General features: G+C 45.1%; 16 protein-coding genes. 6 read left to right on the plus strand and 10 right to left on the minus strand.

Annotated elements, in window-relative coordinates; genetic code table 11:
• The first annotated feature begins 32 nt into the window (after positions 1-32).
• The 3 genes from PEB0122_RS03520 (at position 33) to PEB0122_RS03530 (ending at position 3,420) form a co-directional block, all read left to right on the plus strand.
• Positions 33-1,196: a phosphoserine transaminase gene (locus PEB0122_RS03520; protein WP_075915482.1), complete on the plus strand. Its 1,164-nt coding sequence runs from the start codon at positions 33-35 to the stop codon at positions 1,194-1,196.
• A 69-nt stretch (positions 1,197-1,265) separates the two neighbouring features.
• Positions 1,266-2,870: a phosphoglycerate dehydrogenase gene (gene serA, locus PEB0122_RS03525; protein WP_075915483.1), complete on the plus strand. Its 1,605-nt coding sequence runs from the start codon at positions 1,266-1,268 to the stop codon at positions 2,868-2,870.
• 25 nt (positions 2,871-2,895) lie between these two features.
• Entirely contained in the window at positions 2,896-3,420 is a 525-nt protein-coding gene (locus PEB0122_RS03530) for a GNAT family N-acetyltransferase (protein WP_225867783.1), read from the plus strand.
• A gap of 844 nt (positions 3,421-4,264) precedes the next feature.
• On the opposite strand, the gene glpQ is transcribed toward PEB0122_RS03530, so the two are convergent.
• Together glpQ and glpT are read right to left on the minus strand one after the other, a co-directional pair.
• Positions 4,265-5,335, minus strand: a complete 1,071-nt coding sequence (gene glpQ, locus PEB0122_RS03535; RefSeq protein ID WP_075915485.1) for a glycerophosphodiester phosphodiesterase — start codon at positions 5,333-5,335, stop codon at positions 4,265-4,267.
• A gap of 49 nt (positions 5,336-5,384) precedes the next feature.
• Positions 5,385-6,731 carry a glycerol-3-phosphate transporter gene (glpT, locus tag PEB0122_RS03540; protein ID WP_075869248.1) on the minus strand — a complete coding sequence of 449 codons (1,347 nt, stop codon included), beginning with the start codon at positions 6,729-6,731 and terminating at the stop codon, positions 5,385-5,387.
• Between the two features lie 1,167 nt (positions 6,732-7,898).
• On the opposite strand from glpT, the gene PEB0122_RS03545 reads away from it, so the two are divergent.
• Both PEB0122_RS03545 and PEB0122_RS03550 read left to right on the plus strand, forming a co-directional pair.
• Positions 7,899-9,191, plus strand: a complete 1,293-nt coding sequence (locus tag PEB0122_RS03545) for an adenylosuccinate synthase (RefSeq protein WP_075869246.1) — start codon at positions 7,899-7,901, stop codon at positions 9,189-9,191.
• A 213-nt stretch (positions 9,192-9,404) separates the two neighbouring features.
• Positions 9,405-11,372, plus strand: a complete 1,968-nt coding sequence (locus PEB0122_RS03550; protein WP_075915486.1) for a hypothetical protein — start codon at positions 9,405-9,407, stop codon at positions 11,370-11,372.
• A gap of 673 nt (positions 11,373-12,045) precedes the next feature.
• Here the strand turns inward: PEB0122_RS03550 and rpoH are convergent.
• The 7 genes from rpoH to PEB0122_RS03575 all read right to left on the minus strand — a co-directional run bounded on the left by rpoH (position 12,046) and on the right by PEB0122_RS03575 (position 18,875).
• Positions 12,046-12,975: an RNA polymerase sigma factor RpoH gene (gene rpoH / locus PEB0122_RS03555; protein ID WP_075869878.1), complete on the minus strand. Its 930-nt coding sequence runs from the start codon at positions 12,973-12,975 to the stop codon at positions 12,046-12,048.
• A 166-nt stretch (positions 12,976-13,141) separates the two neighbouring features.
• Positions 13,142-14,140 (minus strand): RluA family pseudouridine synthase, encoded by a 999-nt coding sequence (locus tag PEB0122_RS03560; protein ID WP_075915055.1) that lies wholly within the window; start codon positions 14,138-14,140, stop codon positions 13,142-13,144.
• 88 nt (positions 14,141-14,228) lie between these two features.
• The gene (locus tag PEB0122_RS03565) at positions 14,229-15,659 is read right to left on the minus strand and encodes an aldehyde dehydrogenase family protein (RefSeq protein WP_075915730.1); all 1,431 of its coding nucleotides are present in this window, start codon (positions 15,657-15,659) and stop codon (positions 14,229-14,231) included.
• 341 nt (positions 15,660-16,000) lie between these two features.
• On the minus strand, positions 16,001-16,150 hold the full coding sequence (locus tag PEB0122_RS11795; RefSeq protein ID WP_198935995.1) for a hypothetical protein: 150 nt from the start codon (positions 16,148-16,150) through the stop codon (positions 16,001-16,003).
• Entirely contained in the window at positions 16,108-16,263 is a 156-nt protein-coding gene (locus tag PEB0122_RS12005; RefSeq protein WP_143238784.1) for an RNA-binding S4 domain-containing protein, read from the minus strand. Before PEB0122_RS12005 ends, PEB0122_RS11795 begins: the two co-directional genes overlap by 43 nt.
• 175 nt (positions 16,264-16,438) lie before the next feature.
• Positions 16,439-17,869 carry an aldehyde dehydrogenase family protein gene (locus PEB0122_RS03570; protein WP_075915487.1) on the minus strand — a complete coding sequence of 477 codons (1,431 nt, stop codon included), beginning with the start codon at positions 17,867-17,869 and terminating at the stop codon, positions 16,439-16,441.
• A 361-nt stretch (positions 17,870-18,230) separates the two neighbouring features.
• Entirely contained in the window at positions 18,231-18,875 is a 645-nt protein-coding gene (locus tag PEB0122_RS03575) for a hypothetical protein (RefSeq protein ID WP_075915488.1), read from the minus strand.
• 528 nt (positions 18,876-19,403) lie between these two features.
• On the opposite strand from PEB0122_RS03575, the gene proP reads away from it, so the two are divergent.
• Entirely contained in the window at positions 19,404-20,894 is a 1,491-nt protein-coding gene (proP, locus tag PEB0122_RS03580; protein ID WP_075869876.1) for a glycine betaine/L-proline transporter ProP, read from the plus strand.
• 115 nt (positions 20,895-21,009) lie between these two features.
• Here the strand turns inward: proP and PEB0122_RS03585 are convergent, their stop codons facing one another.
• On the minus strand, positions 21,010-21,480 hold the full coding sequence (locus PEB0122_RS03585) for an Lrp/AsnC family transcriptional regulator (protein ID WP_075869240.1): 471 nt from the start codon (positions 21,478-21,480) through the stop codon (positions 21,010-21,012).
• Positions 21,481-21,544: the final 64 nt, after the last annotated feature.

The raw sequence follows: 21,544 nt of genomic DNA on the forward strand, positions 1-21,544 counted from the left end.
GAGAGGCGAGCTATCTGAAAGGGTAGATTAATATGACAAATTTAAACGAGCCGGGCGTGCGCCCGAACAATCCCAATTTCTCTTCTGGTCCCTGTGCAAAGCGTCCCGGTTGGACGGTTGAAGCGCTTGCTGATGCGCCGGTTGGTCGTTCACATCGTGCAAAAATTGGTAAAGCCAAGCTGGCAGAGGCAATCAACCTTACCCGCGAAGTGCTGGAAGTTCCTGCAAATTATCGTATCGGCATTGTTCCCGCATCCGATACCGGTGCTGTTGAAATGGCACTTTGGTCGCTCCTTGGAGCCCGCGGCGTTGACATGCTGGCATGGGAAAGCTTCGGTTCCGGCTGGGTTACAGATGTTGTCAAACAATTGAAATTGACCGATGTGCGCAAGTTGGAAGCGCCTTACGGTGAATTGCCGGATTTGACCAAAGTCGATTTTGATCGTGATGTTGTCTTCACATGGAATGGAACAACCTCCGGCGTGCGCGTTCCCAATGCCGATTTTATTCCGGCTGATCGTAAGGGGCTTACGATTTGCGACGCAACATCCGCAGCATTTGCACAAAATCTCGATTTCTCGAAGCTTGATGTTGTAACATTCTCCTGGCAAAAAGTGCTGGGTGGCGAGGGTGCCCACGGTGTGCTTATTCTGGGACCACGCGCGGTGAAACGTCTTGAAACCTATACGCCGGCATGGCCGCTGCCAAAAATTTTCCGCATGACAAAAGGCGGAAAACTCATTGAAGGTATTTTCGAAGGCGCAACAATCAATACGCCGTCTATGCTTTGTGTTGAGGATTACCTTGATGCGTTGAAATGGGCGAAGTCGATTGGTGGCTTGAAAACACTGATGAAACGGGCTGACGAGAACTTTGCTGTTCTTGACAAATTCGTTGCAAAAACTCCGTGGATCGAATTTTTGGCCACAGATCCGGCAACCCGCTCGAATACTTCAGTATGCTTCAAAATTGTCGATCCCGCAGTGGTTAACCTCGATGCCGACAAACAGGCAGCATTTGCCAAAGCCATTGTTAACCGTCTCGAAAAAGCCGGTGTCGCTCATGACATAGGGGCCTATCGCGATGCACCGTCAGGTTTGCGCATCTGGGCAGGTGCCACTATCGAAGCTCACGACCTTCAGGCATTGACGGAATGGCTCGACTGGGCTTTCAAGGCTGAAAAAGCAGCTCTTTAAAAATTCCCTTGTAGCGGCTTGTTTCAAGGCCGCTCATTCCCCCATTTTACAAAATTTTTGGAGGCCATAATGGCACCTCGTGTACTCGTATCTGATAAACTATCCCCGACTGCTGTCCAGATTTTCAAAGATCGCGGCGTTGAGGTCGATTACAAGCCGGAACTCGGTAAAGACAAAGAAAAGCTTCTCGAAGTTATTGATCAATATGATGGTCTGGCAATCCGATCGGCAACCAAGGTAACGGAAAAACTTATCGCTGCAGCGAAAAACCTGAAAGTTGTTGGTCGTGCCGGTATCGGTGTTGACAATGTTGATATTCCGGCCGCTTCACGGCGCGGTATTATTGTCATGAATACGCCATTCGGCAATTCGATAACAACCGCAGAACATGCCATTGCATTGATGTTTGCTGTTGCTCGCGAATTGCCAGCTGCTGATAAATCGACCAAAGCCGGCAAATGGGAAAAAAGCCGGTTTATGGGTGTTGAAATTACCGGCAAAACTCTTGGTATTATCGGATGTGGCAATATCGGTTCGATTGTTGCAACCCGCGGTGTCGGATTGAAAATGAAAGTGATTGCCTATGACCCGTTCCTCTCGGATGCCCGAGCCAAAGAACTTGGTGTCGAAAAGGTTGAATTGGACGATCTGTTGAAGCGCGCCGATTTCATTACTTTGCATACACCGCTCACCGATAAGACCCGTCATATCATCAATGCCGAAACGATTGCCAAGATGAAGGATGGCGTAAGACTTATCAATTGTGCACGCGGTGCGCTGGTTGTCGAAAAAGACCTCGTCGACGCTTTAAAGTCGGGCAAAATTGCAGGAGCCGCAGTTGACGTCTATGAAGTCGAGCCACCGGCTGCTGATGATCCTCTTTTCAGCCTTGATAATGTCGTTTGCACACCGCACCTTGGTGCGTCGACAACAGAGGCACAGGAAAACGTTGCTATTCAGGTTGCCGAACAGATGTCGGATTATCTCATCAACGGCGCTGTCAGCAATGCAATCAATATGCCTTCAATTACGGCAGAAGAAGCACCGCGTTTGAAGCCGTTTGTCAAACTTGCCGAAGTTCTCGGTGCATTTGTTGGTCAATCGACCGAGGAAGACATCAAGGAAGTCGAAATTCTGTTTGACGGCTCAACCGCTGCCATGAATACGCGCGCGCTCATCAGTGCCGCATTGGCCGGTCTCATTCGTCCGCAGCTTGCCGATGTCAACATGGTATCAGCGCCGGTTCTCGTTAAAGAGCGCGGTATTATTCTTTCTGAAGTCAAGCGCGATAAATCCGGTATTTTTGATGGCTATATCAAACTGACGGTCAAAACATCGAAGCGCACACGTTCTATTGCCGGAACCTGCTTTGTTGACGGCAAACCACGCTTTATCCAGATCAAGGGTATCAATCTTGATGCCGAGGTCGGCCCGCATATGCTTTATATCACCAACACCGACACACCGGGAATTATCGGTACAATCGGTACGATTTGCGGGAAATCCGGCGTGAATATTGCAAACTTCGCTTTGGGACGCAATGAACCGGGCGGAGATGCAATCGCGCTTCTTTATCTTGATGCACGTATTCCTGATCAAGTGCTTGATGAATTGCGCAAGATAAAGGGTATCAAACACACTCAACCTCTGGAATTCGATGTCGCTAACGGTTGATCGAACCGTGAAATATTGGCGTCCAATGAAACAAAGCGATCTGGCAGATGTCTGCCGGATCGCTTCACTTTGTCATCCGGATTTTCCGGAAGAGGATGCAGTGCTCGAAGAAAAGTTTAATCTTTCTCCTTCGTCCTGCTTTGTATTTTCCGACGGAAATCCTGCCTCCGGAAACATTTCAGATAAAAGTTCAGTCTCCGGAACAAGCACAATCTATGGTTATTGCCTTGCCCATCCGTTCAAAGTGAATTCCATTCCTGCTCTCGATCGGTTGCTGCATAAACTTCCGGAAAAATGTGATACGCTCTATATTCACGATCTTGCTTTACTGCCTGAAGCGCAAGGCGGGGTGAATGGCAAAAAAGCGGTAGAGCTACTGTTCAATGTAGCCAAGCGGAAAAAACTCGAAACACTTTCTCTTGTTGCTGTTCACGGATCACAACCCTTTTGGCAAAAGAACGGGTTTAAACAGGTGGAAGTTTCAGAAATATTGAAACAGAAATTGCTGACTTATAGCGAAGATGCCCGCTACATGGTGCATCGACGCTGAAGTTTTGTAAATGATGCCGATTTTCAGCTTTATCAGTCCCGTCTCGTCGGTCCTGTCAACCAAGTCCATTCTTTCAAATCAATATCATTTTTTACCGATGTTCTTGTATTAAGATTTTAAAAATAATTATTTGTCGAGTTCTTTATATATCGGAATGAAATGGAATTTCTGATTTATTTTAACCGTGTCCTGTTTCGGCTTTTTATTTTTAAAAATTCAATTTTGATTATATTTTAAAACAATCTATTTAACTGTCCGAAAATTTCAAAATATCATAGGGTTCATCCATCCATTCTTTGAACTTTCTTTATGCGGAAAACGATTGGTCGTTACTAATTGCGTTTTCGCTCGCTAACAAAGAAAAATGATGAGTTCACACATGGAAACAGCATGCGTTGTTCGCATTTTCGATAAAATATTTAATTTTTTGAAGAGTAAAATTATCTCAATTCTTGATAGAGAAAAAATAAAAGAAATATCGCTTTTAAAGCATCTTTTATCTGAAGTTATCTGATCGTTGTAAGAAATCACGAATTGAAATTTTTGTAGCGTAAGAGGTTATTGTTTATGAAACGCTTTGAAATGACAAAAGCGCTTGCACCCGCACGACCGTCCATTTCAGGATTGGTGTTAAGAAAAGTGTGATAGATTTAACAAACGCTTCAACAGTTATGCGACAACCGTTATCGGGAAGAGTGGAGCCAGATGAAACGCGTGTAAGAGAATTCAAAATCAGAAACAGATGGGATGAGCGTTTCAAATCTTTTGATAATCATAACAAAAAGATATTTGATTAAGTGAGGATTTCCCATAGTTTTACGGGAAATCCTTTCTTTTATAAACATCACGGATGTGAATGGAGATAGCTTACCGCTTTATCAGGAAAGTCGGTGAACAATCCGTCGACATCGGCTTGCCGATACAACGCATCGTAAAGCTCGTTTACATCTTTTGCGTAAGGTGGCAACTGGTCGGCTCTTACTGTGAAAGGATGAACTTCTAGTTGATGCTCATGCGCTTCCTTGACCATTCCGTTTATGATTATATGTCCGTTGGTAGAACTATCGGCTATCAACATATGATAATCGGGGCCAATACCATCGGCATATTGCGCAATTTTCTCCATGGCACCGGGTTCCAACATCCAGTCATAGCTGTAGTTTACCCATTTACCATCGGGCTGTTGCTCTTCGGTCTCATTCCATTTTGTGTAGGCGATGAGCTGCACCAGCTTCAAATCCATGCCCATTTTTGGCTCAAGTTCGTTGCGAATGCGTTTCAACTCGTTGGCATCAAAACATTGGAGATAAATTTTGTCAGATTTTTTGGTATAACCGTATTTTTTTAAAACTTCCAAAACGCGCGTGGCTATATCCTTGCCTTCCTGATGATGAAACCAGGGCGCTTTGATTTCGGGATAGAGACCGATATTTTTTCCGGTAGAATGATTAAGTCCCTGAATGAATTCGATTTCTTCCTCGAAAGTGTGAACCCGAAAATCGGATTTTCCCATCGGAAAACGACCCGGAAAAGTTTGCACTTTCTTGCCGTTTTCTACCGTGAAACCTTCGCTGAATTTCAGTGATTTGATTTCAGCCAATGTGAAATCGATCGCATAATAACGTCCATCCTTACGGGCGCGGTCGGGAAAACGGTCCGCAACGTCTGTTACGCGATCAAGGTAATGATCATGCAAGACCACCAACTGGTCATCCTTTGTCATGACCAGATCCTGCTCAAGATAATCTGCTCCTTGTGCAAAAGCCATTGCTTTTGCCGGAAGCGTATGTTCGGGCAGGTAACCGCTGGCTCCGCGGTGTGCAATAACAACTTTGTCATCGGCGTTGGCGGTGGTGCTGAAGGTTGCCCCCATCAGCACCAGTCCGGCCATCAACATGCCTAATAGTGTTTTCATAATGCACTTACTTTCTGTGACAGACGCCACTTTATCGGATTAACGCCGATCAGTGTGCCTGCTCTTTAGCATGCTGCTTGCGTTCGCCAATCATTTCGATTGCAAGAAGGATGACAGCTACGACACCACCACCGATCATGAGAAGGAAACCACCGTTCCAGCCGAAATAGTCGACGGTGTAGCCAACGATTGCGCTTGCAGCAACCGAACCACCAAGGTAACCGAAAAGACCGGTAAAGCCGGCAGCAGTACCGGCCGCTTTCTTTGGTGCCAATTCGAGAGCATGAAGACCGATCAGCATAACAGGACCGTAGATCAAAAAGCCGATAACGATCATGCAGATCATGTCGATATTGGGGTGGCCTTGCGGGTTAAGCCAGTAAATAACAGTGGCAATGGTCACCAATGTCATGAAGAAAACGCCGGTTGCACCACGATTGCCCTTGAATACCTTATCGGACATCCAGCCGCACAGAAGAGTGCCGGGGATACCTGCATATTCATAGAAGAAATAAGCCCATGACGATTGGTCGACTGCAAAGTGCTTGACTTCTTTCAAGTAAGTCGGTGACCAATCAAGAACGCCATAGCGCAGCAGATAAACAAAAACATTGGCAAAAGCGATATACCAGAGCAGCTTGTTCGGCAAAACATATTGGGTGAAGATCTGCTTGGTCGTAAGCTCGACTTCGTTCTTTTCCGAATAGTTTTCAGGATAATCGTTTTTATATTCTTCAATTGGCGGCAAACCGCAAGATTGCGGTGTATCGCGCATCATTGCAAAGGCAAAAATGGCAACCAGAATGGCGGCAAAAGCCGGCATATAAAAGGCTGCATGCCAATCATTAAACCATGCCATACCAAGCATGAACAGGATCGGAGGAAGACCACCACCGACATTGTGGGCGCAGTTCCACAAAGAAACGATACTGCCACGTTCTTTTTGTGACCACCAGTGCACCATTGTGCGCCCGCATGGAGGCCAACCCATTCCCTGGAACCAGCCGCAAATGAACAGCAGCACGAACATGACAGCAATGCTTGATGTTGCCCACGGAACAAAGCCCATAATCAGCATAACAACTGCCGCAAGAATCAAACCGACAGGCAGGAAAACACGCGGATTGGAACGGTCGGATACCGCCCCCATAATGAATTTTGAAAAACCGTAAGCGATAGAGACAGCCGATAAGGCAAACCCCAAATCACCACGGGTAAAGCCTTGCTCGACCAAAGAAGGCATTGCCAAAGCAAAGTTTTTACGTACGAGATAATAGGCGGCGTAACCGAAGAATATCCCTAGGAAAATCTGCCAACGCAGACGACGATAAAGCGGGTCGATCTCCGCTTCGGGGACACGCGGCTTATTCGGCGCGTGTTTAAAAATGTTTAGCATGAACTGCCTCCCATAGATATCGACAGAACGCAACCTGAAAAACTATGGCGTCTCATGTTCACGCAGGCAAATCCCCCACCGGATGGACAGGAAAACGTCGCACAGATGTTACATTCCAATGACAATGTGATCCAATTTGTGCACAGTAACACGTTATATTTTCTTTGTGAGTTCAATTAATTTCAATATTGAACAATCCACAATTAATTATGAATAAATGGTTAAGACCGAAAAGACAATCTTAATTAGCCGGTTTATTTTTTAAAACCGGATAAACCACTGGGCTGAATTAATCGGGTAATGTTTAATAAGTCATTGTTTTATATATCTAAATTAATTTAAAAATTTTATGAATTGATACCGTAATTTTTAAAAACAAACGACAAATTTTGTGGAGTTACCGCACTTTTGCTGTTTTTCATTTTGCCTTTTATCAAGGCTAGAAATTCACCTTTTTGAATCAGAAAACTAAAATGTTTTCAACAGGATAACTTTCAAAATTGGACGTATCCTACAATCTTTTAAAATTGTTGAACAATGCAAAATATGGCTCGCGTCGAAACAAGGGGAAAAGTGTCTTTTCAAAAATTTTTGATAATAAAATCGCACTTTCAGAAAATAATGTACCAATACGGAACAAGTGAAGAGAGAATCACGCAAGTTTCCGCGGGGTGGATTTAAATCGATTTAAAAAGAATGAAAGAATAGTTCATATTTTAAATGTAAAACTTCTTTATCGGTTTTAAATCCGATGAAATGCAAATAAGCCTGTTAACCGTTGTTCCATGGCGGCAAAATCAGAGTCAAAATTTTTAAAATTTGCAGGGCACTTGGCAACTTTGGTCTAAATGGCTATCGCCTATTTTTTTAAAATCGCAATGTTTAATCTGCTTGTTGCGGTTGTAGAAAAGCACTTTATCGTTCAGGAGATAGAAAAAGGGAGATCGTTCGAAAAATGTTGAGGAGGGTGACCATTTTTTTTAAGCTTTTTCCTATTGCTTAGTGTTTTTGATTGATTGTTTTCGAGCTTGTTTTTTGGTGTAAAAGTTCAAAAATTTCGGCGTAAAAGCCTAAAAGAAGAGTCGCACTCGAGACTATAGTTGGGTATAAGAAAGCCGTTTATTTCTGAAGGAAGGTTAAAAACCTTCAAATAGGACGGAGAAGATTATGGCCAATGTAGTGGTTGTCGGCGCACAATGGGGCGACGAAGGAAAAGGCAAGATTGTTGACTGGTTATCCGAGCGTGCAGATGTTGTTGTACGTTATCAAGGCGGACACAACGCCGGACATACATTGGTTATAGATGGAACAAGCTACAAATTGTCACTTTTGCCATCCGGCGTTGTTCGAGGTAAACTTTCTGTCATCGGCAATGGTGTTGTTGTTGATCCGCACCACTTTGTGGAAGAGCTGAAAAAGCTCAGAGGGCAAGGAATTACTATTACACCGGAAAATTTGCGTATAGCAGAAAACGCACCGCTTATTCTTTCTCTTCATCGGGATCTTGATGCAGCCCGGGAAGATGCCACATCAAGTCTTAAAATCGGCACGACCAAGCGGGGAATAGGGCCGGCCTATGAAGACAAAGTCGGCCGTCGTTCAATCCGTGTCATGGATCTTGCGGAACCCGATACTTTGATGGCGAAAATTGAACGTTTGCTTGCCCACCACAATCCGCTCCGTCGCGGTATGGGGAAGCCGGAGATTGATCCAAAAACACTTTATGACGAGCTCATGGAAGTTGCAGGCGATATTCTTCCCTTTATGGACCGCACATGGAAATTGCTCGATGAACAGCGCCGTGCCGGTTCTCGAATTCTTTTTGAAGGTGCACAAGGTGCACTTCTTGATAATGATTTCGGCACTTATCCTTATGTCACCTCTTCCAATACAATTGCCGGTCAGGCTGCGACAGGATCAGGTATGGGGCCGGGTGCAATCAATTATGTTCTGGGTATCGCCAAGGCTTATACTACACGCGTTGGTGAGGGACCGTTTCCGACCGAACAGAAAAACGAAGCGGGTGAATATCTTGGCACACATGGACACGAATATGGCGTTGTAACCGGACGCAAACGCCGTTGTGGTTGGTTTGATGCGGTTTTGCTGCGCCAGATGATTGCTGTTTGCGGCATTAACGGTATTGCTTTGACCAAACTTGATGTTCTTGACGGACTGGATGAAATCAAATTGTGTGTCGGCTATGAACTTGACGGTAAAAAGATCGACTATATGCCGTCATCTATGGGGGCTCAGGCACGCTTGAAGCCGATTTATGAAACCATGGAAGGCTGGAAAGCAACGACCGCAGGTGCCAGAAGCTGGGCTGATTTGCCAGCCAAGGCGGTTAAATATGTCCGCCATATCGAGGAATTGATCGGCGCACCTGTGGCGCTTCTTTCAACCAGCCCCGAGCGTCTCGACACTATTCTTGTAACCGACCCGTTTGAAGACAGATAAGACAGGTTTGAAGTGCGTGGCGGCAAAGGACCGCCAACTTATCCCGAGATAGAGTAAAATTTGACGATTGTTTTGTTAGACTATATCTATTTTTTATGAGGGATAAACTTACCGGAAAAGGTTGTTCAAGAACAATATCGGTCAACAATCTGAAGTAACCGGCAGAATAAAGACCTGCCGGTTGTTGTGGATATTTAGAAAGTAAAGAAACCGATGGCGAATTTCGCAGGGTTATTAAAAAAAACTATCGATGCCCAGAATAATCCGACACCACAATTGCGGGCACGGGTTTATGCTCGCGCACGTGAAACTGTCGAGCGGAAACTTGCCGAAACCAATGTTCCTGAAAATGTGGCAGCAGCACAATTGAACGCGCTTGATGACGCGATCAAAAGTGTTGAAGCCGACTATGTCGCGGTTGAACAGGAATTGCTTTCTACCATTATGGTTAGAAAACCGGCTGAAGAAAAACCGGCGCCTGCCGGCGAAGCATTTCGTCCATTTGCCTCTCCACAAAATCATCAGGAACCGGAGCATATCGAGGCCCGAACACCATCTTCCATTCATCCGCAAGAGAATGCCGACGACATGCAAAGAAAAGCTGGTGAACAGCGTGATCTGCAACAAACTTCACCAACAGACTATCAGGGTGTTGCAAGCGGGCTTGGAGACAATAGAAGTTTGCTTTCTGGAGAAACGAAACGAGATGACTCAACTCCAAGCAATGATCTAGGCGAAAGGGCAACGGCTTCTTCCCGTAATTATTTAGGCGAGAATAAAACATTTGCCACTAACAGCAATGGTAATGAAGCAACGCTCAAGTCGGACGACGCTTTTTCGACCAATTCTACGAATGTAAAAAAAGTACCGGACGCCGAGCCGGTCAATATGGAAGACATTATCGCTGCGGAAAAGGAAGCCGAGAAAGAACAAGCTGAAAAAGAACAGCAGTCGGCAAAAGCCTTGGGAAACAACCAGCAAACCGGCGATTATGACATCGTTTCCGATATTTTTGTGCAGGCTGCCAAAAGGACAGAACGCCGTGCTGCGAGAAAACGCGCAATTGTAATCGGTTTATCAAGTGCGGTCGTTATCATTGTTGTGGTGGGTGTTTTATTGACAGCCTGGAGTTTTCTTTCAGGAAAAAACAAGTCGCATGAAGCGGAAAGCCATATTGCGGAGAGCAATGCGAACGAGCAACCGAAAGAAAAATTTACCCAGCGCCTTCTGGCTGATGGTAGCGAAGTTGACGAAGGGCCTGCAAAAACGGCAGCCAAACCCGGTGAAGGGACGTCAACTTCAGCCGGAACAACGGGAGCTGCAAATCCCCAGGAACAACCGGGAGAAGCAACATTCTATCAGGCACGCACCGATCAACAGGATGAAAAAGTTGAAACCGGTTCGGTTCAATGGTCGGTGGTTAAAGATAAAGCCACTGCGCAGCATCCGGAAGAAATTGCGGTGCGTGGTAACGTGACAATTCCTGACGAAAAATTGTCATTGAGGTTGACACTTCGGCGCAATACCGATCCGTCATTACCGGCAGCCTATCTTATCGAGGCAATTTTTATTGTTCCCGACGATTTTGAAGGTAAAGCGATTGATAATGTTCATGAGCTGACATTCAAGGATAGCGAGCAGGCTCCCGGTCAACAGTTGACCGGAACAGTCGAAGCGAAAATTGATGATGATTTCTTCCTCTTTGCATTAAGTGGAGCCAATCCTTTCCGTGATCGTAATCTTCAGCTCATGAAACAATTGGGATGGATCCGTCTTGTCATCACCGATAAAAATAAACGTGTTTCGGAATTGACCTTTTCAAAAGGCCCGAATGGTGAGGCTATCTTCAATCAAGTGATCGATAGTTGGCTCAATCAAAACAACAAGCCGACGCTCTATGATGAGAAGCAGAGTTCCGATGGTAGCAATGCAAATAATCCGACGGCACAAAGCAACGAAAATGGCGTGACAACTGATAATCCGCAAGCTCAGGGGCAAAGCGAAGATAATGCTGAAGGAAACGGCATAAATCGGTCCCCGACAACAGGTGCCCAACCGGATTCCGATGCAGTGGAACCAAGTACTGGTGAAGCGGGAGCAGCTAACGCGCCGAAAGGTGATGGACAAACAGCGACCGATGGCAATCAATCAACTGATACAGGTGAAGAAGACACCGAATAACAGTTTGATCGTAAAAATTAGATTGCCGAATTCGAAATAACGCGGTTGGACTTTTTTTACTACCAATGCATATGGAAAGCCGGGGACGCGAAGCCGTATCCGGTACGAATAACCTTGGGGTAAAAGGGAACGCCTAACTCCTGTTTTGTATCTCATTGACGGAGGAAGGGTGGAAAATATACGCATGAAAAACGGTAGCAGTTGAAATGCTACCTGATTGAAATTTCCGCTCATTGTTTACTCAAAAAACCACCGAATGCCCGAATGCAAATTGATCAGGCTGCTGATCCAATCGGTGAAAAAGAAGATCGGTATAAATGCGTTACCGATATGCGAGAGATCAAAATATCGGTCAGTCAAACGCGTTGAACAGATACCGGCATTTCAGGGACTTCCGGAAATTGCATGAAAGAACCAGGCTTTCATATCAACGTCCAAACATTCATGTAAATTCCCGAATATTCATATAAATTCCCAAATATTCACATAAATTCATTGTGTCTGGCGGAATTTTCAACAAGCCGGAGCGGAACAATGAAAAATAAAAAAGGCTCTTTCGAGCCTTTTGCTTTTATTTTTTCGGTTTCGTCCGAAGTTTTTCCGCTGCACCAAGAAAAATCTTCGTTATCCGATAAAAACTGTCGACAATAACCGGAATACTTTCCGGTTATGTTTATTTGGTCGCCGCAGGTGCAAGTTTCTTGGGTGTTGTCGGAAGCAATGCACGCTTTTGCGCGATGGCAGCAGCTTTCACGGCATTCTGTACTTTTTCGAATGCGCGCACTTCAATTTGGCGAACACGTTCACGACTGATACCGAATTCGGTTGAAAGTTCTTCAAGTGTCACAGGATCTTCCGAGAGACGGCGGGCTTTGAAAATGCGTTTTTCGCGATCGTTTAAACCTTCCATTGCCTGTTCAAGCATGGCACGGCGATTTTCAAGCTCGTCTTCTTCAATCAATAGCTGTTCCTGACTGCTTGAATCATCAACCAGCCAATCTTGCCATTCACCACTTTCACCTTCACTCGCACGGATTGGCGCATTGAGTGACGTGTCACCCGACAAGCGCCGGTTCATCGAAATGACATCTTCTTCACTGACATTAAGACGGGTCGCAATTTCCTTGACCTGTTCGGGGTTAAGGTCGCCATCATCCAAAGCCTGAATTTTGCTTTTGACTTTTCTCAAGTTAAAAAACAGCCGCTTCTGATTGGCAGTGGTGCCCATTTTTACAAGGCTCCACGAGCGCAAAACATATTCCTGAATGGACGCTTTGATCCACCACATGGCATAAGTTGCAAGCCTGAAGCCGCGTTCCGGTTCGAAACGTTTGACAGCCTGCATCAGGCCGACATTTCCCTCGGAAATAACTTCACCGATCGGCAGACCATAGCCACGATAACCCATTGCAATTTTTGCAACGAGCCTTAAATGACTTGTAACGAGTTTATGTGCTGCCTTCGGGTCATTATGCTCGCGATAACGTTTTGCAAGCATATATTCTTCCTGTGGCTCCAGCATAGGAAACCGGCGTATCTCTTCCAGATAGCGGGTAAGTCCCCCATCACCGTTAGCAACTGATGGTAAATTTGTCTGGGCCATAAAGCACCCTCCTTTAGCGCGTTCTCCCATTAAAGGCGAAAACGAAAAATATCCTTTTCGTACAGGATGTAACAAGCATATTACACCGTCTATATGGCCTTTTTAAGAAACAAGCATCCGTCCGGTTGACGTTCAATCAAACAAACCCGCCAAAGCCAAAATAGTTTCACCTAAATTTCCGAAATGCCCCGATAAGATTGAGCATATCAGTTGGCAGGCTACTCGTAAAGCGCATGATTTTTCCGGTAGACGGATGTTCAAAGACAAGTGTCGCAGCATGAAGAGCTTGACGCGGAAATGCACTGACAATTGCTTTTAAGTCATCGGGTAACATATTGGCTTTTGTTTTAAAAGCATTGCCATAGACCTGATCGCCGACAAGCGGATGACCGATGTGAGCCATATGCACACGGATCTGGTGTGTACGTCCTGTTTCCAATCGGCATTCAATCAGACTTGCAATCGCTTCCTTTTCATTCGTTTCCCCGAAAGATTCCAATAGTCGGTAATGTGTTACGGCATGGCGCGCATCCATCTGGGTGGGCGAAACAACGGATCTTTTTGTACGATCACGCGAAGAACGTCCCAGATAGGTGTCAACCACACCGGCCTTTTGCGCAAAGGCACCCCACACCACAGCCTGATAGCTGCGTTCGAGAGGACCTTGTCGACCGTGATCAGCAAATTGTCGGCTTAAAACATTATGTGCATGGTCATTTTTTGCAACAACCATAACCCCGCTTGTATCTTTGTCGAGACGGTGCACAATTCCCGGACGTTTTACGCCCCCTATGCCCGAAAGCGAAGAACCGCAGTGGTAGATCAGGGCATTGACCATTGTCCCCGTTTCGTTGCCATTGCCGGGGTGGACAACAAGGCCTACCGGTTTGTTGATAACTATAAGATCATCATCTTCATAGAGAATTTCAAGGTCTATTGCTTCCCCTTCGGGGCGTGCAGCAACCGGTTCCGGCAGAAAAACTTCAATTGAATCGCCAACTTTCAACCGGGTTTTTGGTTCGCATATAACAAGTTGATTTATTTTCAACTGCCCTTCACGAATGAGTGCCTGAAGACGCGAGCGCGACATTTCGGGACAATTCTTTGCCAGCCATTGATCGACGCGTTGACCTTTGGCCGTGTCATCACTTACCAGTCTGATCAAATGAAGCCCTATTGAAGTTTAAAGTTGCGAAATTGAGCCGCTTCGGCAAAGGGAATGTTCCCCTTGCCGGAGACGGATAATCATTATCTTACCATTCGGAGATGGCTTTTGTATCAAGAAATTGCTTGATTCCCCAGATACTACCTTCACGGGCATGGCCGGAATATTTGACACCACCGAAGAAGCTTTCCTTCGGCAAACTCTTACCGTTAACTTCGACCATACCGGAACGCAAGGCCGTTGCAACACGGTGGCATTTTTCCTTGTCTCCGGATTGGACATAGTTGGTCAGCCCATAATCCGTGTCATTGGCCATTGCAATGGCTTCTTCTTCACTGTCAAAAGGAATCATCGACAGAACCGGCCCGAAAATTTCCTGACGGAAAATTCTCATATCCGGTTTGACATCGGCAAAAACGGTCGGGCGGACAAAATAACCGCGCTTGAAACCGTCAGCCAAGCCGGTACCACCGGCAACAAGTGTTGCGCCTTCGTCGATACCCGATTGGATAAGGCCTTGGATCTTGTCAAACTGGGCTTTTGATACAACCGGTCCCAAATGGTTTCCGTGTTCGCTCGCAACAGCAAGTTTGACATTATTTGCTACGTCTTTCGCAATTTTCTTGGCTTTTTCATAAATTGAACGCTCGACAAACATGCGGGTCGGTGCATTGCAACTCTGGCCGCTATTGTTGAAGCAGGCCAGAACGCTCCATTTGATAGCATCTTCACGGGCATCGGCAAAAACCAGATTGGCTCCTTTACCACCAAGCTCCAGATCAACATGTTTTAATGTGTCGGAAGCATTTTTGGAAATTGCTTTGCCAACGCCGGTAGAACCGGTAAAGCTTATCATTGCAATATCGGGATGGCCGGAAAGACATGTTCCAACACCGGCGCCATCACCATTGACAAGGTTGAACACGCCTTTCGGAAGTCCGGCCTGATCAATAATATCGGCATATAAGAGACCAGAAAGCGGGGCAATTTCGGAAGGCTTCAAAACCATGGTACAACCGGCAAGCAATGCCGGAATAACCTTCAGGTTGATCAGGTTCATTGGCCAATTCCATGGCGTAATGAGACCGACGACCCCGACCGGCTCATATTGAAGCGCACTATCTTTATGACCTTTGACAAGTTCGGTCTGGAAAGAAAAATGCTTGAAACTATCAATAAAGCCTTCGATAAAGTAAGCACCACCTCCGACTTGTTGTTCCAAGGCCATATCAATCGGGGCACCCATTTCTGTTGAAATAGCTTTCGCCATTTCTGCTCTGCGCTGATTATAGATGTCCAATATTTTTTCAACAAAAGTTAAACGCTTTTGCGGGTCGGTATGCTTCCATCCGTCAAAAGCTGCCTTTGCGGCTGCAACTGCACGATCGACATCTTTCGACGTACCATTGCTGATGACAGCACAAGCTTCTTCCGTCGACGGATCAATCACTTTGAGGTCATGTGCCTCGACTGGCTCAACCCAGGCACCATTTATATAGAATTTGCGTTTATCTAACATATTTATCCCTTTAAGCCCACGCAGGGCAATTTTATATCGGTTTTCCTTTTTCCCGAAGCCATAGACATCCATATTGGAAAAACTTTTTTGTCGTTCAAAAAGTTGGAAGAACCGGAATTTCCGTGCAAACGGCTTTTTTAAAAATACGGTTGCCCCTATTATTTAAAAAGTGATCCTACGTATTAAAGTGTTGTCGTTTATTTTTTTTAAAAAAGTCGCAATAAGGCAAGACACACGAAAGCCGTGTTGAAACAATAAAAATCCGGCAAGCTTTAAATGCTCTTATAAGCCAAAGGTCTTTCAAAGAGGCCAATATCGGGAGGAAAAAACGGAGGAGCAGATCACGGCGTTGACTGAACCGTCTCGTTATCATTGCCGGAATAGACCACAAGGCCTGCCGGTTTGTTGATAACTATAAAATCATCCTTTTTATAAAGGATATCAAGGCCTATTGCATACCCTTTGGGGCGTGCTGAAACCGGTTCCGGCAAAAAACTTCAATTGAATCGCCAATTTTCAACCGCGTTTTCGGTTTGCGTATAACAAGTTGATTTATTTTCAACTGCCCTTCACGAATGAGTGCCTGAAGACGCGAACACGACATTTCCAGACAATTCTTTGCCAGCCCTTAATCGACGCGTTGACCTTTGGCTGTGTCATCACTTACCAGTCTGATCAACTTCCATCCTGCCCATTTGCAAAAGTCGGAAATTTGCCTTTCCGGCAAAAAGTAAATGGCTTTTTGCCGGAAAGGGTAACCTTATTTTATCATTCGGATTTTACCATTCGGAAATGGCTTTTGTATCAAGAAATTCCTTGATTCCCCAGATACCACCTTCACGGGCATGGCCTGAATATTTGACGCCACCGAAATAGCTTCCCTTCGGCAAGCTTAAACCGTTGACTTCAACCATGCCGGAACGCAATGCCGTTGCAACGCGGTGGCACTTTTCCTTGTCTTCGGATTGGACATAGTTGGTCAAGCCATAGTTCGTGTCATTGGCCATTGCTATGGCTTCTTCTTCACTGTCAAAAGGAATCATCGACAGAACCGGTCCGAAAATTTCCTCGCGGAAAATTCTCATGCCCGGTTTGACATCGGCAAAAACAGTCGGCCGGACAAAATAACCATGATTGATACCTTCGGGTAAGCCCGTTCCACCGGCAAGAAGTGTTGCACCTTCGTCGATACCCGATTGGATAAGGCCCTCAATTTTATCGAATTGGGCTTTTGATACAACGGGTCCGAGATGGTTTCCGTGTTCGTTTGCCACAGCGAGTTTGACATTATTGGCAACTTCTTTTGCTGTCGCTTTGGCTTTTTCATAAATCGAACGCTCGACAAACATGCGGGTTGGTGCATTGCAACTCTGGCCGCTATTATTGAAGCATCTTAAAACACTCCATTTGACAGCATCTTCACGGGCATCGGCGAAAACCAGATTGGCTCCTTTGCCTCCAAGCTCGAGCCCCACACGTTTTAGTGTTTCTGCTGCATTTTTGGAAATTGCCTTACCTGCGCGGGTGGAGCCGGTAAAGCTTATCATGGCAATGTCCGGATGACCGGAAAGACATGTTCCAACACCGGCACCATCGCCATTGACAAGGTTGAACACACCCTTCGGAAGACCAGCCTGATCAATAATATCGGCGAATAAAGATGCAGAAAGCGGAGCAATCTCGGAAGGCTTCAAAACCATGGTACAACCGGCTAGCAATGCCGGAATGACCTTCAATGTAATCTGGTTCATCGGCCAGTTCCATGGCGTAATGAGACCTACAACTCCAATCGGCTCATATTGAAGCGCACTATCTTTATGACCTTTGACAAGTTCGCTCTGGAAAGAAAAATGCAAAAAGCTATCAATGAAAGTTTCAATATGGCGTCCACCAGCCGCAGCCTGTTGTTCTACAGCCATATCAATCGGGGCGCCCATTTCGGTTGAAATAGCCTTCGCAATTTCACCCCTGCGCTGATTGTAGATGGCCAATATTTTTTCAACAAAGGTTAAACGCTTTTGCGGGTCGGTATGCTTCCATCCCTCAAAGGCTGCTTTTGCAGCTGCAACTGCATGATCGACGTCTTTTGACGTGCCATTGCTGATAACACCACAAACTTCTTCAGTTGATGGATCAATCACATTAAGGTCGTGTGCCTCGACAGGCGCAACCCAGGCGCCATTTATATAGAATTTGCGTTTATCTAACATAGTTTATCCCTTTAAGTCCTCGCTTGGGTATTTTATACCTGTTTTCACCCTATCCAAAGTCATAAGACGTTTTATTGGCAAAACTTTTTGTCATTGGAAAAATAGTAGAACCGGACTTTGGCGCAAAAAAGTTTTTTAAAATTACGATCGTCTCTATTATTTAAAGAGCGATCACATCTGTTAAAAGTATCATTGTCCGGTTTTTTAAGCTAGCGTACGACAAAATCAGCAAAAGCGGTATTGGAACAATAAAAATCAGGCAAGCTCTAAACAGTCTTATAAGTCGGGCGGTTCTCTAATGAGGCCCGTTTTGCAAAACCCGTTTTTCGACTTTTATCGGCAATAGTTTTGCAAAAGTTTTTTATTTATCTGGTTCCACGCTTTCAGATTTCTCGGGTTCAGGACTTTCAGATTTCTCGGGTTGGGAGCTGTTAACCGGTTTGTCCTCGCAGCTTGATACCGGAATCTCCATCTTGGCCTTTTTATCCCCATCAATAAAGATGACGTAATAGGATTTGATCGTCAAATCAAAATATTGCTGATTGGTTTTGCGATAAGGCAGCGCTTGTTCGGCCTTGAGTATTCCACAATACTTTACGAGATTTTTATTCAGATAAGAATTGGCATATGCTTCGAGATCGTCTTTTGTGTATCCTTCGGCCAATGGAGTGTTGTTTTTCACGTTAAGTGTAAGTGAATGGGCACGTACCTTGACATGGGTGAGTGTCACATTTTCGAATTTCAATGGTGTTTGTTCGAATTGCCGGTCAAGTTGTTTTTGACGTTGAGCGAGATTTATCAAGGGCTGAACCGGACTGGGGCCATCAGTCTGGAAAGCCATATAAGCTGCCATTGCAAGAGCACCTGTGGCGATCACCATAAGTTTTTGCGGAACTTTCAAAAGCCGCATGACAATAGAAAACAAGACCAGTGCCACAATAAGAATTGTAACAACGATCTCGATTCCGTGCAGATCGAATGGCAATATATAGATCAGTTCTTCCATGGCTCAATCATCATTAAAATTAATTGCGTTAAAGTATAAAACAAAATTCTTAATCATAAGATGACGACCGACAGAGATTGGTTTTCGACAGCTTCAAGTTGAAAAGACATATCCACATCATAAGTTCCATCTTAATGCTCGACTTGTTATTTTTGATTAAATTATCTATACTGGACTCCTCATATATGTGATTTTGGTTGACGGTTATTGATCTGGCCCTAATTTTCAAGATGGTCATTATCGTTGTTGTGGGCAATTATTCAACCGTCTTTAGCCCTTTATCGAATTTCCGGTTATGTTTAACCCGGGATTTGATGGAAGCAAGACTTGATTGTCTTTTTTAAGAAAGGGCAAACCTCGGCATCGTGAGAATTTGGTATGAAACGACCTTCATCGTCGCGTTTTAATGCGCTTCAATGAAGGGGTATGTCTTTGGCTCGAAAAGGAACTTTTGGTCAAAAAGAACGTGGGCTCGAAAAGGGGCGGGCCTTTTTATTCAAAAGACATATCAGGAATAAGGAAGAACATATGTCAGAAACGACACTGCAACCACTTACTGTCAAAGATATTCCGATTGTCGGAAACAAAGAATTGCGAAAAGTTATCTGCGCAGCGGGGCTTGGAAATGCCATAGAGTGGTTTGATTTCAGTGTCTACGGTTTTCTGGCAGTCATTATCGGACACACGTTTTTTGCTTCCGCTCCCCAATCGGTTCAATTGATTGCATCCCTTGCCACTTTTTCCATCCCGTTTCTGTTCAGGCCGATGGGCGGCGCCATTTTCGGTTATCTTGGTGACAAATATGGTCGCAAAAACATTCTCTCCTTTACAATCATTTTGATGTCGGCAAGCACATTTGCTATCGGCCTCATTCCCTCTTACGCGACAATCGGGGTATTCGCGCCACTTTTGCTGCTTCTTGCTAAAATCATTCAGGGACTTTCCGTTGGTGGTGAATATGCCGGTGCGGTGGTTTTCGTCAGCGAATATTCACCGGACAGGAAGCGCGGCTTTATGGCAAGCTGGCTCGATTTCGGTTCCATTGCCGGTTTTCTTGTCGGTGCTTTGGTAGTGTCGACGATTTCTCTTGTGATCGGGCAGGATGCAATGGGCAATTGGGGCTGGCGTATCCCCTTCTTTATTTCACTGCCGCTGGGGTTGGTCGGCCTTTATTTAAGAAAATCGTTAGATGAATCGCCCACTTACGAGGCACAAAACAACAATTCGGCCGAGGAGGAAGAACAGGAAAAGGTCGAGACAACATCTGTCGGTACCATCATCAAGGAAAACCTCAACGGCATTGTTATCAGTTGTCTGTTGGTGGTTGCGGTGAATTCGACCTATTATATGTTGCTCACCTATATGCCGAACTTTTTATCCGTCAATCTCGGCTACAGTTATGACCATGGTGTTCTTATTATCATCGTTGTCATGGCTTTCATGCTTCTGGTGCAACCTCTTGTCGGTTTTTTAAGCGATAAAATCGGTCGCAAACCATTTCTGTTTATCGGTTCTGTCGGTCAATTCTTTCTCGCTATTCCCGCTTTTTATATGGTCATGCACCACAATGTATTTATGATCGCAGGTGGAATTGCCATTCTCGCTGTTCTTCTTTGTTGTTTCATCGGTGTTATGGCCTCTATCCTTCCGGCACTTTTCCCGACTGATGTACGTTTCAGAACACTTGCGATCTGCTTTAATATTGCAGTGTTGATTGCCGGTCTTACACCGCCTATTGCAGCCTGGCTTGTTGAAACTTTGCAATCTCTTTATATGCCGGCCTATTATCTCATGGTGGTTGCTGTTTTCGGCTTTATCGCAGCCGTCAAAATGCCGGAAACGGCCAATCGTCCGCTAAAAGACGCAACGCCGGTTGCTTCGTCCAAAACCGAGGCAAAAGAAGTTTTGCAGGAACATTTCGATTATATTGAAGATCAGGTCAACGAGATTGAAAACAAAATCTCCGATCTCGAGGAACAGCGGCAAAATCTTGTTGACCAGCATCCGAAGCTGAATTGATTGAGAAATATGGTCGTTTCGCTTTATGGTTAATTGACCGGCTTTTAAGCTCCAAACCTCATATTGAGGAAGCTGATGTATAAAGGGCAGGTGTTAAAGGTTTCCGGTATATCGATTAACGCCTGAAACCGGCATCTACAACATTTTGCATAACTACGAAGGTCGATGTACTCGCGACATAGGGCAAGGTCGAAATTTTTTCGCCAAGAACGATACGGTAACGCTTGATGTCACTGGTTCGCACTTTCAAAAGATAGTCGAACGAGCTTGCAATCATGTGGCATTCTTCCACTTCCCGTATTTTTTTAACCGCGGCGTTGAAAGCCCGCAAAGCTTCTTCTCTTGTGTCGGAAAGTTTCACTTCCGCAAAAGCGATATGTTCAAGTCCCATTTTTGCAGGGTTGAGCACGGCACGAAAACCGGTGATATAGCCTTCATTGACAAGCCTTTTTAAACGCAATTGGCAAGGTGTTTTTGAAAGGCCGACTTTCTCGGAAAGCTCGGTAATAGACATACGGCCATTTTCAACAAGTGCATCAATAATACGATTATCGATGCGGTCGATTTCACTATTTTTTTCTTCCATTGATGTAAAAAATCCTAATACTCAGGCTTAAAACAAGAAAAAACACTATAAAATACATTTTTTT

The sequence above is a fragment of the Ditibartonella apis genome (assembly GCF_001952075.1).
In the GTDB taxonomy this organism is placed as follows: Bacteria; Pseudomonadota; Alphaproteobacteria; order Rhizobiales; family Rhizobiaceae; genus Bartonella; species Bartonella apis.

What these genes read in the sequence shown, in the direction of transcription:
- PEB0122_RS03520 (WP_075915482.1), top strand. Translation starts at nt 33, where the DNA reads ATGACAAATTTAAACGAGCCGGGCGTGCGCCCGAACAATCCCAATTTC.
- serA (WP_075915483.1), top strand. Translation starts at nt 1,266, where the DNA reads ATGGCACCTCGTGTACTCGTATCTGATAAACTATCCCCGACTGCTGTC.
- PEB0122_RS03530 (WP_225867783.1), top strand. Translation starts at nt 2,896, where the DNA reads ATGAAACAAAGCGATCTGGCAGATGTCTGCCGGATCGCTTCACTTTGT.
- glpQ (WP_075915485.1), bottom strand. Translation starts at nt 5,335, where the DNA reads ATGAAAACACTATTAGGCATGTTGATGGCCGGACTGGTGCTGATGGGG.
- glpT (WP_075869248.1), bottom strand. Translation starts at nt 6,731, where the DNA reads ATGCTAAACATTTTTAAACACGCGCCGAATAAGCCGCGTGTCCCCGAA.
- PEB0122_RS03545 (WP_075869246.1), top strand. Translation starts at nt 7,899, where the DNA reads ATGGCCAATGTAGTGGTTGTCGGCGCACAATGGGGCGACGAAGGAAAA.
- PEB0122_RS03550 (WP_075915486.1), top strand. Translation starts at nt 9,405, where the DNA reads ATGGCGAATTTCGCAGGGTTATTAAAAAAAACTATCGATGCCCAGAAT.
- rpoH (WP_075869878.1), bottom strand. Translation starts at nt 12,975, where the DNA reads ATGGCCCAGACAAATTTACCATCAGTTGCTAACGGTGATGGGGGACTT.
- PEB0122_RS03565 (WP_075915730.1), bottom strand. Translation starts at nt 15,659, where the DNA reads ATGTTAGATAAACGCAAATTCTATATAAATGGTGCCTGGGTTGAGCCA.
- PEB0122_RS12005 (WP_143238784.1), bottom strand. Translation starts at nt 16,263, where the DNA reads ATGTCGTGTTCGCGTCTTCAGGCACTCATTCGTGAAGGGCAGTTGAAA.
- PEB0122_RS03570 (WP_075915487.1), bottom strand. Translation starts at nt 17,869, where the DNA reads ATGTTAGATAAACGCAAATTCTATATAAATGGCGCCTGGGTTGCGCCT.
- PEB0122_RS03575 (WP_075915488.1), bottom strand. Translation starts at nt 18,875, where the DNA reads ATGGAAGAACTGATCTATATATTGCCATTCGATCTGCACGGAATCGAG.
- proP (WP_075869876.1), top strand. Translation starts at nt 19,404, where the DNA reads ATGTCAGAAACGACACTGCAACCACTTACTGTCAAAGATATTCCGATT.
- PEB0122_RS03585 (WP_075869240.1), bottom strand. Translation starts at nt 21,480, where the DNA reads ATGGAAGAAAAAAATAGTGAAATCGACCGCATCGATAATCGTATTATT.